Annotated in this window: 19 protein-coding genes; 5 read left to right on the top strand and 14 right to left on the bottom strand. The window is 48.6% G+C overall.

The genetic code is table 11. The features are described 5' to 3' along the window. Positions 1–209: 209 nt before the first annotated feature. Together M4D81_RS07955 and M4D81_RS07950 are read right to left on the bottom strand one after the other, a co-directional pair. Positions 210–1,112: an EamA family transporter gene (locus M4D81_RS07955; RefSeq protein ID WP_260065466.1), complete on the bottom strand. Its 903-nt coding sequence runs from the start codon at positions 1,110–1,112 to the stop codon at positions 210–212. Positions 1,113–1,259: 147 nt separating this feature from the next. Beyond that, complete coding sequence (locus M4D81_RS07950) at positions 1,260–3,008, bottom strand: RNA polymerase sigma factor (protein ID WP_260065465.1); 1,749 nt, start codon at positions 3,006–3,008, stop codon at positions 1,260–1,262. A gap of 338 nt (positions 3,009–3,346) precedes the next feature. Between M4D81_RS07950 and M4D81_RS07945 the strand changes: the two genes are divergently transcribed. Both M4D81_RS07945 and M4D81_RS07940 read left to right on the top strand, forming a co-directional pair. Further along, positions 3,347–3,919 (top strand): thymidine kinase, encoded by a 573-nt coding sequence (locus tag M4D81_RS07945; protein WP_260065463.1) that lies wholly within the window; start codon positions 3,347–3,349, stop codon positions 3,917–3,919. Between the two features lie 49 nt (positions 3,920–3,968). After that, positions 3,969–4,181: a hypothetical protein gene (locus M4D81_RS07940; protein WP_071220380.1), complete on the top strand. Its 213-nt coding sequence runs from the start codon at positions 3,969–3,971 to the stop codon at positions 4,179–4,181. A 259-nt stretch (positions 4,182–4,440) separates the two neighbouring features. Here M4D81_RS07940 and M4D81_RS07935 read toward each other — a convergent pair whose 3' ends face one another. Beyond that, a complete protein-coding gene (locus tag M4D81_RS07935; RefSeq protein ID WP_071220379.1) occupies positions 4,441–5,307 on the bottom strand; it encodes a YitT family protein in 867 nt (288 codons plus the stop codon). A 108-nt stretch (positions 5,308–5,415) separates the two neighbouring features. Continuing rightward, positions 5,416–6,024, bottom strand: a complete 609-nt coding sequence (locus M4D81_RS07930) for a TetR/AcrR family transcriptional regulator (RefSeq protein WP_071220378.1) — start codon at positions 6,022–6,024, stop codon at positions 5,416–5,418. 339 nt (positions 6,025–6,363) lie between these two features. Between M4D81_RS07930 and M4D81_RS07925 the strand changes: the two genes are divergently transcribed. Then, a complete protein-coding gene (locus tag M4D81_RS07925) occupies positions 6,364–7,197 on the top strand; it encodes a CPBP family intramembrane glutamic endopeptidase (protein WP_311200617.1) in 834 nt (277 codons plus the stop codon). Positions 7,198–7,383: 186 nt separating this feature from the next. Beyond that, positions 7,384–8,037, top strand: a complete 654-nt coding sequence (locus M4D81_RS07920) for a TVP38/TMEM64 family protein (RefSeq protein ID WP_071220376.1) — start codon at positions 7,384–7,386, stop codon at positions 8,035–8,037. 86 nt (positions 8,038–8,123) lie between these two features. Here the strand turns inward: M4D81_RS07920 and M4D81_RS07915 are convergent, their stop codons facing one another. From M4D81_RS07915 to M4D81_RS07885, 7 genes are all read right to left on the bottom strand, one after another. After that, positions 8,124–9,005, bottom strand: a complete 882-nt coding sequence (locus M4D81_RS07915) for a GNAT family N-acetyltransferase (protein ID WP_260065460.1) — start codon at positions 9,003–9,005, stop codon at positions 8,124–8,126. 198 nt (positions 9,006–9,203) lie between these two features. Next, the gene (gene mnhG / locus M4D81_RS07910; RefSeq protein ID WP_071220373.1) at positions 9,204–9,599 is read right to left on the bottom strand and encodes a monovalent cation/H(+) antiporter subunit G; all 396 of its coding nucleotides are present in this window, start codon (positions 9,597–9,599) and stop codon (positions 9,204–9,206) included. Further along, complete coding sequence (locus M4D81_RS07905; protein WP_071220372.1) at positions 9,583–9,876, bottom strand: Na(+)/H(+) antiporter subunit F1; 294 nt, start codon at positions 9,874–9,876, stop codon at positions 9,583–9,585. The genes mnhG and M4D81_RS07905 overlap by 17 nt, the downstream gene beginning before the upstream one ends. Beyond that, positions 9,873–10,352, bottom strand: coding sequence for a Na+/H+ antiporter subunit E (locus M4D81_RS07900; RefSeq protein WP_071220371.1), 480 nt, complete (start codon positions 10,350–10,352; stop codon positions 9,873–9,875). Before M4D81_RS07900 ends, M4D81_RS07905 begins: the two co-directional genes overlap by 4 nt. 5 nt (positions 10,353–10,357) lie before the next feature. Further along, the gene (locus M4D81_RS07895) at positions 10,358–11,839 is read right to left on the bottom strand and encodes a Na+/H+ antiporter subunit D (RefSeq protein ID WP_260065731.1); all 1,482 of its coding nucleotides are present in this window, start codon (positions 11,837–11,839) and stop codon (positions 10,358–10,360) included. Next, complete coding sequence (locus M4D81_RS07890; RefSeq protein ID WP_071220369.1) at positions 11,832–12,170, bottom strand: Na(+)/H(+) antiporter subunit C; 339 nt, start codon at positions 12,168–12,170, stop codon at positions 11,832–11,834. The genes M4D81_RS07895 and M4D81_RS07890 overlap by 8 nt, the downstream gene beginning before the upstream one ends. A gap of 2 nt (positions 12,171–12,172) precedes the next feature. Then, positions 12,173–15,031, bottom strand: coding sequence for a Na+/H+ antiporter subunit A (locus M4D81_RS07885; protein ID WP_260065459.1), 2,859 nt, complete (start codon positions 15,029–15,031; stop codon positions 12,173–12,175). 241 nt (positions 15,032–15,272) lie between these two features. On the opposite strand from M4D81_RS07885, the gene M4D81_RS07880 reads away from it, so the two are divergent. Then, a complete protein-coding gene (locus tag M4D81_RS07880) occupies positions 15,273–15,482 on the top strand; it encodes a hypothetical protein (protein ID WP_260065457.1) in 210 nt (69 codons plus the stop codon). A 19-nt stretch (positions 15,483–15,501) separates the two neighbouring features. Here the strand turns inward: M4D81_RS07880 and M4D81_RS07875 are convergent, their stop codons facing one another. The 3 genes from M4D81_RS07875 to M4D81_RS07865 all read right to left on the bottom strand — a co-directional run bounded on the left by M4D81_RS07875 (position 15,502) and on the right by M4D81_RS07865 (position 16,761). Further along, positions 15,502–16,128 carry a DedA family protein gene (locus M4D81_RS07875; protein WP_260065456.1) on the bottom strand — a complete coding sequence of 209 codons (627 nt, stop codon included), beginning with the start codon at positions 16,126–16,128 and terminating at the stop codon, positions 15,502–15,504. Positions 16,129–16,253: 125 nt separating this feature from the next. Next, on the bottom strand, positions 16,254–16,529 hold the full coding sequence (locus tag M4D81_RS07870; protein WP_071220365.1) for a hypothetical protein: 276 nt from the start codon (positions 16,527–16,529) through the stop codon (positions 16,254–16,256). Between the two features lie 28 nt (positions 16,530–16,557). After that, positions 16,558–16,761, bottom strand: a complete 204-nt coding sequence (locus M4D81_RS07865; protein ID WP_260065454.1) for a hypothetical protein — start codon at positions 16,759–16,761, stop codon at positions 16,558–16,560. Positions 16,762–16,826: the final 65 nt, after the last annotated feature.

Genomic DNA, 16,826 nt, shown 5'->3' with positions numbered 1-16,826 from the left:
GTGATTCAGAGCCGTGATGACTCGAGTGATAAATAAAAACAAAACACGCTGCTAACATTCCAGAAGTTCTGTCCCCTCTTTAAATAGTAGTTGATATTGAGGTGCAACTGCAACTTTAGTGTTGTAACGTCAAAAAGACGCTGCAACCGGAAGGTCGCAACGTCCTTTATCCTATGCCAGCATCGTGCTGCTTGATATCGCTGTGCCACCTATCTTTGTACCGCTGGCACCCCGCCCCGCTTCTGCGCCGCTATCTGCGGATACGCAATGCCCAGCAGGATCACGATAACCCCGATCCATTGCAGCGCAGTCACCTGCTCACTCAGCACCAGCACCGAAGCAATAACGGCAACGGGCAGCTCTCCGGCCCCAAGAATGGTTGCCAATCCCGTACTGATTTTGGGCGCACCGAGTGCGAATAGCAGAACTGGAAGAACAACGCCGAATACGCCTAAGATTAAACCGAACAGCCATAACCCGTTGTCAAACAGGGATATCTCCGTATACGCTTTCGGCGTGAACAGGATCGTCAGCAGAATAAGGCCACCCGTTGAGGTATAAAAGCTCCGCGTAATGGGTGACATATGCGTCTCGACCCGGCCGCTGAAGAAGACAAACAAAGCCATCATCAAAGCCGCGGTCAGCCCCAATAATGTCCCTTTCCAATTCAATTGAATCTCGCCTGCACCCAACATCCCCCCGGCCATCATCGTCCCGACGAACAGGATGATAACGGAGATGACGGTGGACTTATCCGGCCATTGCCGTTTCACAACAGCTTCGATAATGACGCCGATCCAGGTGAATTGAAATAACAGAACGACGGCGATCGATGCCGGAATGCTCTGAAGGGCAAGGTAATATGTGACGCCTGTAAGACATGTGCATAACCCAACCCCGGCTAGCCTTAGGAATTGCTTGCCCGTGACCTTTTGTCGTCCAAAAAACAGCATCAGCAACAGCAGAATGAGCCAGCCTGTCCCGAATTGGCTGATCATTACCTCCTGAAATAGGAACCCCTCCTGGTAAGCAAGCTTTACAACCGTTGACAGAATTCCGAAACAGCAGGCTCCCAAAAATACGAAGAATGAATTTTTCAACAAATGCAACAACGTGAAACTCCCCCTTACGCAACAAAAACCCCACTTTCACTGTTTTGGAATCCAGAAAACAGTAAAAAGTGGAGTTGACTCTGTTTGATATTGAATTATGGTCTTATCTTAAGACAAAACCTCAACATTGTAAATACCAACCACTAATTAAGAAGACAACTTTGCAAAAATCTCTTTCAATTTAGCAACGGCTTCGATCTCCAGAGCTTTAATAGCCTCAACCAGCGTTATCGCCGTCGTTGCTTGATCCTCCGAATTAGGCTCTCCGCCTACCGGAAATGGGAACATCTGATGCAGGACACTGAATTTCTCGCACATTCCCGTATATAACACGCTGGCTTCTTTAAACTGCTGCGTGAGCTCCGGTCCTTCGGTATTCGCATCCGGCCATGCTGCTATCAGTTCCTTGAAGAACTCAGCAGCGTAATACCGGGCATCTCTTAATACCTCGATGTTGTATGCATGGCCGTTCGGTTCGATCTTCCGCCCCTGCAGCGATTCGATCCAAGCATCATATGCCGCAATCCCCTTCACTGCCGTCGGAACCACGCTTTCTTTCCCCTCATATTGATCGATGGCGGTTTCAAGCGCAAGTCGAAGCTGCTGCTGAAGCGTTAAATCGACCGATCCCTCAATGGCCAGAACGAACAGCTCTTCCATCACACTCCTTCCGAGATTCTCATAAGGGAGCGTATCCGCTTTTCCGCATACTTCCCCGTAGAGGGTTCTGGTTTCATCGTCATAGCCATACAGCGTACCAAATTCGGGAAAGAAAATATCCCATGCCAGCACAGGGTATCCTCGGTCCAGCGAGCTATGAATCAAATCAAGGGCCCTTGGCAGCTCCTGATGAATGCTGCGCTTGCTCATGGCACTCTTCTCCAAGGCAGATGGATCCAGCAGATTGGCATTGGTACCGATGCCATCCGACATGCCGTCGATGAATTTGGAATGGAAGCCGATATTATGAAGACCCCGGGATAATACTTCACCAAAAAAATACGCGGTCGGACCTGCAATGTGAACCTGATCCGGAATGATGTTAATTCGGAATGCATGACCTGTAAGCCCCATAACCATCGGCAGGGATAGCTTCCGATCTGTAAATTGCAGCATTTTATACGTGGCATCCGCTGCGGTTGTCCAAGTTTTGATTTCTTTCAACGATCCTTCGTACTGTAGAATCTTCTTATTCATAATTCCCAAGTCCCTTCTCGTCTTAATATAAGAGTCAACGGTGACGCGAATTTTTTCTTGGATCACTTTCTTCCGTGATCTCGAAATAATCTGATACACATTGGCCGAAGAGAGCTGGAACAAGTCAGCAATTTCTTGCGGGGACAGCTGATCGAAAAAATGAGATTCGAAAATAAGCCGTTCGCGTGGCTTCAGGCGTTGAATGATGTCCGTTATAACACGCAGCGTCTCTTGCTGGACGATTCGTTCCTCCGGTACGTTGAATCCTGCGGCCGCTTTGGCTGAAGAATGATGGAGCCTTCCCAGAATGCTGTCCAGATTATTCCACTGATCTGCACTCCCGGCACTATCATACCTTCCCCTGCCTTCAAGCTCAGTGAATGTCTGCTCTTTCATCGCGGAGCTTCCCTTAAGCCGGGTATAGGCCTGATTCCGTACGATCCGCTGCACCCAGGGCAGGAAACGCCGGGTATCTACCAGTTTGCCCAAGTGCAAAAATGCCCGGACCAATGCATCCTGTACAACGTCCTCTGCCAGGTAGGACTCCCGGGTTATAGCTCTGGCATAGCCATAAACCTTGGACCGATGACGCCGAACAAGCTCCCCGAATGCTTCCCGCTCCCCTGCCTGCGCATATTTCACCAACTCCTGATCTTCCATCTCATCCCACTGGACCGTTCTGTCTGCTGTCGTATCCAATTGCTCAAACCCTCTTTCGTATCGTTGACTACTTATATGACCAGAGAAGTTCGTCATTTCTGACAACGTAATTGAAAAAGATTATACCTTTTTTTGATTAAGCCTGGTGCCATGATACGAAGTAACCTCGCCAGATTGCGCGGCGAAGTCCTGTCCCTTTTTTTTCATTCCGCGATTAAGTCATATATGTCAGAATATAGTCCATACAGGCAATGGACAAAAGACACCCATAATGCGACAATATACTCTGCATGTCATATCTTATATAGTAAGAATAACGAATTTGTACCACTACACTCAAAGAAGCAACATTGCACTTATAGGAAGGGAACGAAAGCATGGCTCAATTATTTTTTAAGTATGGCTCCATGAACAGTGGTAAATCCATCGAAATTTTGAAAGTCGCCCATAACTACGAAGAACAGAACAAACCGGTGCTCCTTTTTACATCCGCTATCGATGACCGGGATGCCGTTGGGTATGTATCCTCGCGAATCGGCCTGCGACGCGAAGCGATACCTATATCCGATACGACCGACATCTACGGGATTGTGAAGGAGCATCAGCCTAAGCCATACTGCGTTCTGGTTGACGAATGCCAGTTCCTGTCCAAGGACAGCATCCTGCAGCTCGTACGGATCGTAGATGAGCTTAACGTGCCTGTCATGGGCTTCGGCTTGAAGAATGATTTCCGGAACGAGTTGTTTGAAGGCAGCCGCTGGATGCTGATTTACGCCGATAAAATCGAGGAAATGAAGACGATCTGCTGGTTCTGCGAGCGTAAAGCGATCATGAACCTTCGCGTCATTGACGGTAAACCCGTATATGCCGGCGAGCAGATCCTGATCGGAGGGAATGATACCTACTTCCCTGTTTGCCGCAAATGTCATACCAATCCCCCTTTATCATAGGACTTTTACGAACAATCCACCATTCAAAACGTAAGGAGTAGGATGACCCATGCCGATAGTCAGACCGCTATTAACCGACCAAGACTTTCAGGAAGTTATGGAGCAGCAGATCCGTATACGCATCTTCAAGGATAATCATCTGATTGACTCCGGCAGTCTCGTCATCCGATTCACCGACGAAACCGTCATTACGCAATCCAGCGTCAGTTCGCTCGGCTATCATAAGCGGGATGAATGCGAATTTTTTGAAGTACGGAAATGATAGATGGATGGCCTGAGCGCTTTTAGATTGACGGCTTTCATGGAGCTTCGATCAGACACTCAGGCAATCCCTTCTCCTCGATCAGTGCTTTTTCAGCATACAGTCCGCATATAGCAGATGTTTCTTGCGAGGCAAGGATGGTAAGACTTTAATGGTTTACTTGTTTTTCTAAATAAACAGGCGGCCTTCTGCAGAAAAGGATCTGCAAAAAACCGCCATTCGTTAATCAACCTATCACATCAAAAGCATGTACGTGCACCTAGTGAATATCTGACTTCGCCATACTCCCACCCAGCACATCCGCGACATTTTGAATCGAAATAAATGCGTTCTTATCTATCTCCTGCACAACCGTCTTCAGCTTCGCAATCTCCAGCCGGGTGATGACGCAATAAATCATCTGCGTATCCTCTTTCGAATATCCGCCCTTGGCATAAATCATCGTCGTGCTGCGGCCCAGACGCTGCATGATGGCACTTGAGATTTCTTCATATTCATTGGATATAATCGTAACGGATTTGGACTCGTCCAAGCCCTCTACCACAATATCCATCACTTTTGCCGCTATGTAGTATGAAAAAATCGAATACATGGCCGAATCTGCACCGAATACAAACCCTGCCGTAATAAAAATAAACACGTTGATAATCATGATGATCTGCCCGACCGGCATGCGCAGCTTTTTGGACAGCAGGATAGCAATGATCTCCGTACCGTCAAGAGCTCCGCCGTAACGGATAACAAGACCTACACCCAGACCAAGGATCAAACCACCAAACAGCACCGCCAAAATTTTCTCGTTCGTAAACGGGTCTACATGATGCAGGAAGGTTGTCGCCACCGACAATACCACGATCCCGTACAGTGTGGAAAATGCGAACGTTTTGCCGATCTGCTTATAACCGATGAACAGAAACGGCAAGTTGATAATGAAGAGGAACACACCCAGTTTGATGGGCGTAATCGATGATAATACGATGGAAATACCGGTAATACCCCCGTCGATAATTTCGTTGGGCACCAGGAATATTTCTAGCGCCACGGCCATCAGAACTGCACCGATGGTAATAAAGATGAACCGTTTCAGAATTTCGCCGACTGTCAGATTTTTGTGTTTTTTGACCATGCCATTCTCCTTTTGTATCTTTTTTCACACGAAGTGCCTGTCGAAGAACCATTGTATTAAAAAAAGGAATGGCATGTCAATGTTGACACGCTAAGTGACATGGGTCTTTTAGTCTATTGCCTTGTCATCCAGACATAAGGAACGCAGATGCTGCTCGAGAATCCACTCGATCTTTTCTTTGGCAAGTTGTTGTGGCTTCATGATATGATGAATCGCTAATCCATCTACCAATGCGTATATGCGCTCCTTCTCATAATCAAGATCCAGCTCCGGTTTAGCCAGCTTATGTGCGACCAGGGTATCCACCGCATAGTGGCACGCCTTGGTTAATCCATCATACATATGATCGGTCATTATTCTTAATTCGGGATAGACTAGCGCTTTGGCAACAAACGACATCCACACCTCCATTTCCATCGTCCTATCCTCATCCATCGGCAGAAATTGCATCAATACTTGTTTTACATCCTCAAACACGGGTCCCTTCAAGGATAAAGTAGAAAAGCGTTCTTCAATCCTCTCGATCATCAGGTTCATACAAAAAGCCAACAACTCAGCTTGGCTGGTAAAATAGTGTCTCAGCGAACCTACGGATAACTCCGCCTCTTCGGCGATATTGCGAACCGTCGCTTTTTCGAGTCCCCCCCTCTGAATCACCCGCAGGGCAGCCTCAGCGACCCGTTGTCTTTGTTTATCATGATCTACGATTTTCGGCATAATCCCATTATACACTTCCGGTTTTTTTTAATACAACGTACCATAATCAACATTTCAGCATCTTTTATTTGTTTCTTTAATGCCTACCTTCGTAAAAATAGGTTCTTTCTATGGAACACCTTGATTGAAGCAATACTATATATATTAATGTCAAAAAGAATAGGAACACAGGCAGCGTGTTCTTAAGAGAGGAGCGAGTTCGTCATTCGCACATTAACTGAATCGAAGGCTAAGCATGGTGTCTCTCGGGCATTCCGTGATCGGGAGGGCCGTTTAAACCTGTTCTGGCGTGTCGTCCTAGGGTGGCTGGCTTTTGTTGCAGGGCTCGGACTAGCAGTTGTGATAGCCACGGTAGCGGGTTCATACGAGATCCCCACGCTCGGGCTCCAAATCCTCCTTGCCGTCGTTACAACAAGTATATCCGTGCCGCTGATTTATCTGCTTAGGCGTTATGTCGATCAGCGGCCCTGGAAGGGACTTGGTCTTAGCTCTGTTCCTTCCGGTTTTCGTTATTTCCTTCTCGGCATCGGTTTCCTTGCCCTGGTCACGGCAGCATCCTTGCTGATCGGCAGCGCCGCCGGATGGCTCCGGATCGTGGATTTCCATTTCCCAATCGTTACGATGCTCGTTATCCTCATCAATGTCCCGATTGCATTTTTTTATGAAGCCTTTCCAGAAGAAATCACCTTCCGCGGTTATGTGTACCGGAACTTAAACACCCTTTTTCCGCGCTGGCTCGCTTTGGTCCTTCAGGTCGTAATGTTCGTGCTTGCGCCTATCGCTGTAACGGCATTCATGGTGGCCATAGGAATAGGGACATGGGATTTGATTACGGTGGAGTATACCATCAATTTAGTTGCTTTTGGTACGGTATTGCAGCTGTCCCGCATCGTATCCAACAATCTGTGGATGAGCATCGGCTTTCACCTGGCCTGGCTGGAGATGGTCCGGTACGTTGTGGTACCCTCCCAATATGCATTCATCGAGATCGAATACCTTTCGGTCTGGGGCAATTATATGGTAACGATCGGTTCGGTCATTATTGGGATCATCCTATTGATCGTCTGGTCGCTGCGGAGCAAGAACCGAATCGATTGGAACGGGATCGAGCCGGATCTCCCGCCGGATTCGAATCCTGAAACCAAGGAAGCGCTGCCCGCCCAATCTGTATAAGAACCGATAAAGGATATAGCTCAAACTCACCATGGCTTTAGGGGAGTTTGAGTTTTTCCTGTATCCCTCCCCGGTTCAATACTTGCAATTTATAATATTGATTCTGGTTATGCTATAATATATTTCATCCGTGATCGACCGGAAAATACATAATTTTACCCTAGGCAGGGAGAGGATTTACTCATCATGTTGGAATGGCTTCAGAACTTGTGGACCCATATGAAAGAAATTGACATGGATCAAGTGCAGGAATGGCTTCAGCAGTACTCGCAGCTGGGTCCCATCCCGGGTATTTTGCTTCCATTTATAGAGGCGTTCCTTCCCTTTCTGCCTCTTATCGTACTGGTGATGGGGAACTCCGCAGCCTATGGATTATGGTGGGGATTCTTGCTGTCGTGGATCGGCGTTTGCCTTGGATCCGTTACGGTGTTCTGGATTGTTCGTAAGCTGGGAGGCAAGCTTGGATTGCTTATCCAAAAAAGAATGCCGGGATCCCAGCGCTTCTTCCATTGGATTGAAGAAAAGGGCTTTACGCCGATCTTCATCCTGTACTGCTTTCCCTTCACGCCTTCCTCACTGATCAATATCGCATCCGGCATCAGCACGATATCGGCAACGACGTTCACGATAGCCGTTATGGCAGGTAAATCCGTGATGATTTTTATGGTGGCATTCATTGGACATGACTGGCAAGCCTTTATCCAGCAGCCTTGGCGCATTCTTATCGCGGCCATCGTCCTCTGGCTGCTGTGGCTGGCCGGCAAAAAGATGGAAAACCGTTACCATCATGAAGATCAGCCGGGAAGTGTCGTGATCAGCAGCAAAAAGACGAAGCGTTAGATGTATAAACAAGACCCGCCGATCCCGGTTGCTGGGATGGGCGGGTCTTGTTATGCATGGGCGGGTCGTGATGGAAACCATTATGTTCACTCCAATACGTAAGCCGCCAGTTTATGCACCGTCTCAAAGCCCGCACGATGATACAGCTGGAGCGCTCCTGCATTGTCTTGGTTCACGCATAACGAGATTTCTTCCAGTTGCAGGACTTGGAATAAATAATGGAGAGCTTGATCAATCAGGAGCCCGCCATAGCCTTTGCGCCGGAATTGTTCGGATACCGCGATGTATTCAATATTTCCTTCCTGGAAATCGGGGTCTCCCTCCACATAAACATACCCGACGAAACGGCCTTCTTCCGTAAATATGAAGAGCCGGTGATACTCATCCAGCTTCTGCAAAATAGACTCCGAGCTGAGATAGGTATTCGGGAAGGCGGTGCCATGTAGATTCTCGAACTCATCCCAATATTCGGGCGTGATATCCTGCAATCCAGGCGCGGCATTCGCTAACAAGGTGGATTTTTGGATTTTCAGTACATGATGCACACCTGTCTTTCTTCCCCCTTTGTCCTCCATAAACCTCGCAGCAGACGGATGAGCTACATTATAAAATCCGAAATAGCGTGTTACGCTGCCATTCAGCTTCATTGTTCCATCAACCCATAGCTCCTTCGCCAATCGATGCCAAAGCTCGCCTTCCGCATCGATAAAAGGTCCCCATATTTCAGCAGTTCCCTCTTCTTCGTCCACATCGAATCCCAATGCGCCCACCATCTGATCTTGATCATAGATCACGGTAAATCGCTGGCTGCTCAGCCGGCCATTTTCCGAAAAATCTTCCAGCAGCGTGCTGTAGACCTCCCCTTCCTGTTCGCCGCAATATCCGACATGATGATGACGATCTCCATTCATTCGGGCAAGAAAGGAAGACAGCTCTCTTAATTTCGTTTGATCTGTATCCAATACCATCTGTACACATTCTCCTTGTTCAGAATCAGCTTTCCTAGCGTGATTTCCAAAGGCTCCTCGAACCTGTTTTGGTCAATTTTACCACGAGATGATACCCGTGAGCCAAACATGAAACAAGAAATGGGCTTCCCATATGCTTGGAAAGCCCATCTCATCTTCTCGATCATTCAATCGGGACCTTGTTTACGGTTGACGGTCTCATCCCTTCTCGGAATGCTCCCCCTTCCGGGAAGCTCGCATCCGCTCACGTTCGCGCTTCAGTTCAGGCTTGAGGTCATCGTGAACGCTGTTCTCCCACATAGACACGCCTGATCGATACGCCGCTCTCCCGTTCAAGTGACCCGCTACCGGCCCCGTAATAAATACGAATACGATTCCCAGCAGCAGTTTGGCACTGACATGCTCCAGGTAGAAGGTGAAATACAGAAATGCGCCGGCAAGGATCAAGAGGACGCCCAGCGTGGCACTTTTCGTAGCTGCATGGGACCTCATGTAAACATCCGGCAGACGAATAAGGCCGAATGCACTCAATGCACCCAGCAAAGCGCCGAGCAGCACCATCAGCGCGATCAGAAACTCACCGATCTGACTCATCGTTTGTGCGTTCAATGACATCACCCCTCTCAATATATCTGGCAAGCGCGGTTGTTCCGATGAACGTAAGAATTCCGATCAGCAGAATGATATCAAAATACACGGATGTCCGGAACAGCATGCACAGGACAGCGATCATGGACAACAGGATAATTCCGATCGTATCCAGCGACATGATCCGGTCGTTCATGGAAGGTCCCTTGATTAATCGGTACAGACAGCCCAGAATAGCAAGCGACAAAATCACCAATGAGGCTATCAGCATGCCATGGATCATGTGCGGGTCACCTCCTTGATCGCGCGTTCAAAGGTACCGCGGATCTGATTCGACAGCTCTTCGACATCTTCGATATCCATCGCATGGATATACAGCGTCTGACCATCGCGAGAGACTTCCAGGGTAAGCGTTCCTGGCGTCAAGCAGATCAGGCACGATAAGACCGTAATCTCCCAGTCGGACTTAAGCTCCGTATCGTAGGCGAAGATGCCGGGGCGGACATTCAGCTTCGGTCTTATAATCTGACCGATGACGGTGATACTTGATTTAAACAGCTCTCTTAAAAACAAAAGCAGCAGCATCAGAATAGACCACAGCTTACGCAAATAGAAATCGTTTGGCCAAAAGCGGCGCAACAGATAAATCAGCAACATACCGATCAGATAGCCGACTATCAAATGCTGGGGGGACCAGTTATTGTTCAGGAACATCCAGACAACGGCAATGATGATATTTAACAGGATTTGATGGCCCATATCCACTACTCCTTTAGTACAGCGTTAATGTATAGTGATGGATCGGATAATACGGCGCCTGCTTGAGAGGTATAGGAATAAATCCACTCCGAACCCACCCCAAGGACAATCACCATAACCGTAAGTCCAATAGCTGCCACATAAGCTGTCCGATGGATTCTGACTGGCTGCGATTCCGTATGACCGGGTGATTCGCCCCAGAATGCCCCCATAAATACCTTGATCAGGGAATACAATACCGCCAGGCTTGATGCCAGTGCCAGTCCCGTCAACCAATAATGCCCCTCGCTCAAACCACCGCGGACGATAAGAACCTTGCCAAGGAATCCGCTAAGGGGCGGGATGCCGACCAGAGCCAATGCAACGATAAAGAACATCCATCCTACCAAGGGATGGCGCTTCATCAGGCCGCCCATATCACTCAGCTTGTTAGCACCCGCACTGGCAATGATGATTCCGCCAAGAATAAAGAGCAGCGCCTTTGCAATCATGTCATGCATCAAGTAGAATACAGCCCCGTTCAAGGAATCTGAAGATGCTGACGCTATGCCGAAGGCGATAAAGCCGACGCTGATAATAATGTTATAATTCAGGATTCGTCCAAGATCCTTATACGCAACTGCGCCCAAACTTCCCAAAATCATCGTGGCCGCGGCCATCCAGCCGATGACGGCGTGGATGCCGCCGGTATCGTGATGGAAGATCAGTGTAAAGGTACGGATAATCGCATATAATCCAACCTTCGTAAGCAGCGCGCCGAACAAAGCTGTAACTGCCGCCGGTGGTGCACTGTAGGATCCGGGCAGCCAGAAGAACAGGAACAAGCCCGCCTTCAAGGCAAATACAATCAGGAACAACAGGCCGATGACCGATAATATTCCATCCTGCTGTACTTCTGCCACGCGCAGGGACAGATGCGCCATATTCAGCGTGCCGACCGTGCCGTACAAATAAGCAACGGCTGCAACAAACAAGGTGGATGAAATAATATTAATCAGCATGTACTTCAGGGTTTCTCTCAGCTGCCGCTTGGTGCCCCCCAGCACAATCAGCGCATAGGAAGCGATCAGCATGACCTCAAAGCAGACAAACAGGTTAAACAGATCCCCTGTCAGAAACGATCCGATCACACCAGCCAGCAAAAATTGAAAAAAGGCATAGAAGTAATGCTTCTCTCTCTCTTCCCCGATGCTCCGAAAGGAATAGAACAGACAGGCAGCAGCCACAATCAACGTCGTGAGCACCAGCAGTGCCGCGAGCATATCGGCTACAAACACGATCCCATAAGGCGGCAGCCATCCGCCCATATGAAGCGTTTGGATGCCTTCGTTGTTTACCTGATTCACGATGAACAACGCCACAAGCAGGTTCAGTATGACACTGACCACACTGATCCAGCGCTGAACACGAACGTATTTGGAGCAAAAAATAAGAATAACGGCAGTAACTAACGGAATAAGGAGAGGCAGAACAATTACATTATTCATCATCCATCCCCCTTAGCTCCTCCATGTTGTCCGTGCCCAAGCGTTGATACGCTTTGTACGCCAGTACGAAGAAGAACGATGTGACGCCAAAACTAATGACAATGGACGTCAGGATCAACGCTTGTGGAACGGGGTCAACATAGGATGAAGCCTTCTCGCCAAGCAGCGGAGCAGCACCGGTCTTCAGCCTAGACATCGTGAGCAGCAGCAGATGGACACCATGGGTTAACAGTGATGTACCGAGAATGATCCGCAGCAAGCTTTTAGATAGGATCTGGTAAATCCCAACCGCGAATATAATTCCGATGGCAAGTGACATATATAGTTCCATGGTCAGTTATCCCTCCCAATCGAATTGATGATGGTCATCGTCACGCCAACGACGGCTAAATAGACGCCGAGGTCGAAGAGAACCGCTGTAGCCAGCTCGGTTTCCCCGAGCAATGGCAGGTTGAAATAATCGAAGGAATGACTTAAGAACGGTGCGTCAAAGGCAAAGGAACCAATCCCTGTAAGCAGGGCGATGGCAAGGCCTGCAGCCGTAACCTTCCGGAATTCGAAAGGCACGATTTTGCGGGTCATGTCCATGCCAAAAGCCATTGATAACAGAACCAGTGCGGCTGAAGTCATCAGCCCCCCGATAAATCCTCCGCCCGGCTCATGGTGTCCCGAGTTGAACAGGAACCACGAGAATGTTACGACGATAAAGACGACCACCTTGGATATGGTTCGCAAAATAACATCATTGCTATTAGGCAAATACGCACCTTCATAACGATCCCGTTCACCGATAACCCCTTCACCCAAATCAACTTTTATCAAGGCATAGATTCCGAGGGACGCAATGCCGAGAACCATAATTTCCAGCAAGGTATCAAATCCGCGGAAGTCCACCAGAATGACATTGACGATATTTTTACCGCCGGCCGAGTGGTAGCTCTCTTTAATGAAGTAATCCGCAATGGAGTCGAAGGTTCTGCCGCTGCTTGCGGCCAGCGCGATCAAGGTTACGACAGCACCCACGCCTATAGATATCAGCAGATTTTTCCACTTCAGGCTCATTGACACCTTCTCCCGCTTCAGCTTCGGCAGATGATAGAAACAGAGCAGGAACAGCATGACAGAAACGGTCTCGACAACCATCTGGGTCAACGCCAAATCCGGAGCCCGGAACAGGACGAAGAATAAGGTCACCATATAACCCGCAGCCCCGGTTAATATGATCGCCATCAATCGTGTCCGTACGAACGGGAGCACAATGACCGGAATGACCAGGCCGAGTATGGCAACGGCCTCATAGAAGGACATCGGTGCGTAGTCCGTCATATCGAATCCGATATGATCAACCAGCAGGAGACCTCCGCCAAGAACGGCTATGAAAAACACAAAGATATAGATCACATAGTGACGCAGCGAACCTGTCATGTAGGTTGAGGTCAGCGATTTGCCGCCTTTTTCGAGAACGCGCAATCCCCCGTCATACAGATTGTTCAATGTAAATCGCTTGAAAATCGTTGTGTTCAAGATACGCACTCTGCCGTGAAGCTTGTACAGAACGGTACCGAGAACAATGATTCCGATGGTCATGTAAATTTCCATTGTCCAGCCGTGCCACATCTCGATATGCACGTGGAACCGGTCCTCTGCCACGAGCAGCCCCGGATGAATGGCGGCCATCGCCGGTTCAATCAGTGCATGAGACAGCAGGTTCGGAAACAGTCCGAACACGATGGCCAGCGATGCCAGAATAACCGGGGGAATCAGCATCCCCAGCGGTGCTTCGTGCGGCTTCTTCTCCAGCTTTTCAGGCTGGTAGCGGCCGGTGAAGGTTTTGAAAACCAGGATCATGCTGTACAGGAACGTAAATACGCTGGCGATCCAGGCAACGACCGGTATCAGCACACCCCAGGTCTCGGCATTCCAGAAATTCATCTGAGACGCTTGAAGGACCGCCGTAAAGAACATCTCTTTACTCAGGAATCCGTTAAACGGAGGCAGACCGGCCATGGAAAATGCGCCAATGACGGCCACGGTGAACGTAATCGGCATGAGCGACATTAAACCTCCGAGTTTCCGCAGGTCACGGGTGCCCGTTTCATGATCCACGATGCCGACGACCATAAACAAAGCGCCCTTAAATATCGCATGATTCATCAGATGAAAGATGGCCGCTGTCGTTGCTTTCGTATAGAGCAGCGTGTCCACGCCGCCTCCATAATAAGCTGCGGCAGAGCCAAGACCGAGCAAGCTCATAATCAGTCCCAATTGGCTGATGGTAGAGAATGCCAGCAGTGCCTTCAGATCTGTCTGCTTGATCGCTCGGATCGAAGCATAGATCAGCGTGGTCAAGCCCGTAATCGCAACGATCCAGAACCAGGAAGCTTGACCCGCAAACACCGGACTAAAACGGGCCACCAGATAGATTCCGGCCTTAACCATCGTAGCGGAGTGAAGGTAAGCACTAACCGGAGTCGGTGCTTCCATCGCATCCGGCAGCCAGATGTGAAACGGGAACTGAGCGGATTTGGTAAATGCTCCCAGCAGGATCAGAATCATGGCCGGAATAAACAGCGCGTCTCCCGAAATGCTCCCCACATTTGCTACGATCTCCCGCACACTAAAGGTGCCAGTCATGACATAAAGGAGAATAAACCCTGCAAACATGGCAAGTCCGCCGAATACGGTGATCAGCATGGATTTTAAAGCTCCGTATCTGGAGCGGTCGCGATGATGCCAGAATGCAATTAGCAGGAAAGACGAGATACTTGTCAGTTCCCAAAAACCGTACAGCACCATCAGGTTATCGGAGAGCACGACACCAAGCATGGCGCCCATGAACAGAAGCAGATAAATGTAGAATTTATGGACGGCTTCCTTGTTCTTATCCATATAGAAGATGGAGTACAGTACAACGAGTGAACCAATACCAGATATTAATAGTGCAAAAATTAAACTTAGTCCATCCAAATAAACGGTAAAGTTTATTCCCACGCTCGGAATCCATTCCAGGACCGCTTGAAGCTGTTCACCTCCCTGAATGGTTGGGATAAGTCCTAAAAAATAGGCGAACAGGACAACCGGTACCGGCAAAATGACCCATCCGGTGTGGACACGGCCAATGAGCTTGTAGGTCAACATAACCACAAGCGCTACAATAAAAGGTGCCATGACGGCGATGTGCAGCAAAGACAAAGTCTACTCCTCCTATAGTCCGATTTTTCCTTCATAAGTAGTATTTCCCCATTATTTAGGTATAACTCCAAAAAAACACAAAAAGAGCCCGTTGATGGCAGGCTCCTCCAGGTAAAACCATATGGTATTTTTTCGAATCACACTGAAAATCAGTATATCTTGAGATCAAAGCTTTGTCAAAGGTATCTTGGAATGAAAAGAGGACCTTTGGGAAATCACTGTATGTAAAGGAGTGATTCCCATGATGATCAAAAAAGCGGCTGTCTGCGCTTTCATCTTTCTTGCAATATTGGCAGCCGCCATCTTAACGAATATACGTACGCATCCCGGATATCAACAAGACAACTCGACAACCAGAGTTTATCAAATTCAAGAAACCCCATGGTTCTTACCCCGAGAATACGTAAAAATCATTCGAACGTCACCCGAGCCCCTGCCGGATGAGCCCTAATTAAACAGGCATACGGCATTTATCCGTGAAACTGAATTTCTTTATTCTCCTTGCTTCGTTTATTTCTTCGAATTACCCATGAAATGATCAGAATGATGGCCAGCACCGCGACAATTCCCGCCGCATAATATCCATACCGGTCAATCAGGGCTCCAATATGATCGACGACCTGATCTCCGACAAACATGCCCAAAGAGAAATAACCGATGGTCCATACAAAGGACGCGGAATACGAATACACCGCAAATCTGCGATACGGCATCCCCTTCATGCCAACCGCATAAGGAGTGACGTTGCGCAGAATGGGCAAAAAAGCGCTGATGCATATGGCGTAATTGCCATATTGACGGGTCAACCGTTCGGATACATCGAGAAACTGGCGTATCTTCGACTTTTCCTGTGCGCGGTTTAACAGCTTGCTCGCGGTAAAGCGGCTAAGCATGTAACCTACCGTCGATCCCGAACACACGCCAAGAAAGGTCATGATAAAAGACGGAACCGGCGTTAAAATCTCGGATGCCGCTAACGCTCCGCCTGTCATTGCCACAACTTCATTAGGCACAGGAAGACCGACCAATCCAAGGCACAATACGAGGAATAATGCATAGTGCCCGATCTGTTCAATAAAATCTAATAGCGTATCCACTCCTGTCCCCCTAATCCGTCCCTAGAATATAGTATCAGCTTATATGACAACGTGGCTTTCGCAAACGTGCTGCAGGCGAGGAGATGAACTGGACCTGAGACCAGTTTTATTTATGGATCATGCCATTAGAGATTTTTAAATGCCGATATGAAAGAACCCGGATCATCCTTCACCGTGTAAGAATACACGCCTTGCTGGGTGTGCAAATATAAGAAACCACCGCCGTCTCCCATAGGCCGATACGACAGATCAAAGACCTGCTTGATCGGGAACTCCCGGTATTTCGTTACGATTCGATCCTCGTACAGGAACATCTCCCGCCCCTGCTCTTCCGTCCGTTGTTCGATACCATCCACCACTCGGTTGATTTTGTAGTACGGCTGTACAGCTACCCAATTCACAAGCTCCCTCCTTGCTGTCTGTGCATTTTTATTTGGAAGATCGCACTTCCCCCTTCTTCTTTCTGCGGCTCTTGATTCGTTCCAGCAGCTCCAGCGCCCCAATAAAGAGTACGAATACAACGAAAAGCGCTATCGCCCGGCCGGGCTCGATCAGACCGGTAACAGACGCAACGATGCCGGTAATGCCTACAACAAGAATACCTATTACGGATAGTTTCCAACCTGTTAACATATGTATGCTCCTAAAGTAAACGTAATGGCCATCCATCGAGATCATGGCCCCATGATCAAACACTC

The sequence above is a fragment of the Paenibacillus sp. p3-SID867 genome (genome assembly GCF_025142895.1).
In the GTDB taxonomy this organism is placed as follows: domain Bacteria; phylum Bacillota; class Bacilli; order Paenibacillales; family Paenibacillaceae; genus Paenibacillus_AQ.
The sequence above is the reverse complement of the archived record's forward strand: the minus strand, read 5'-3'. Positions and strand labels throughout refer to the sequence as shown.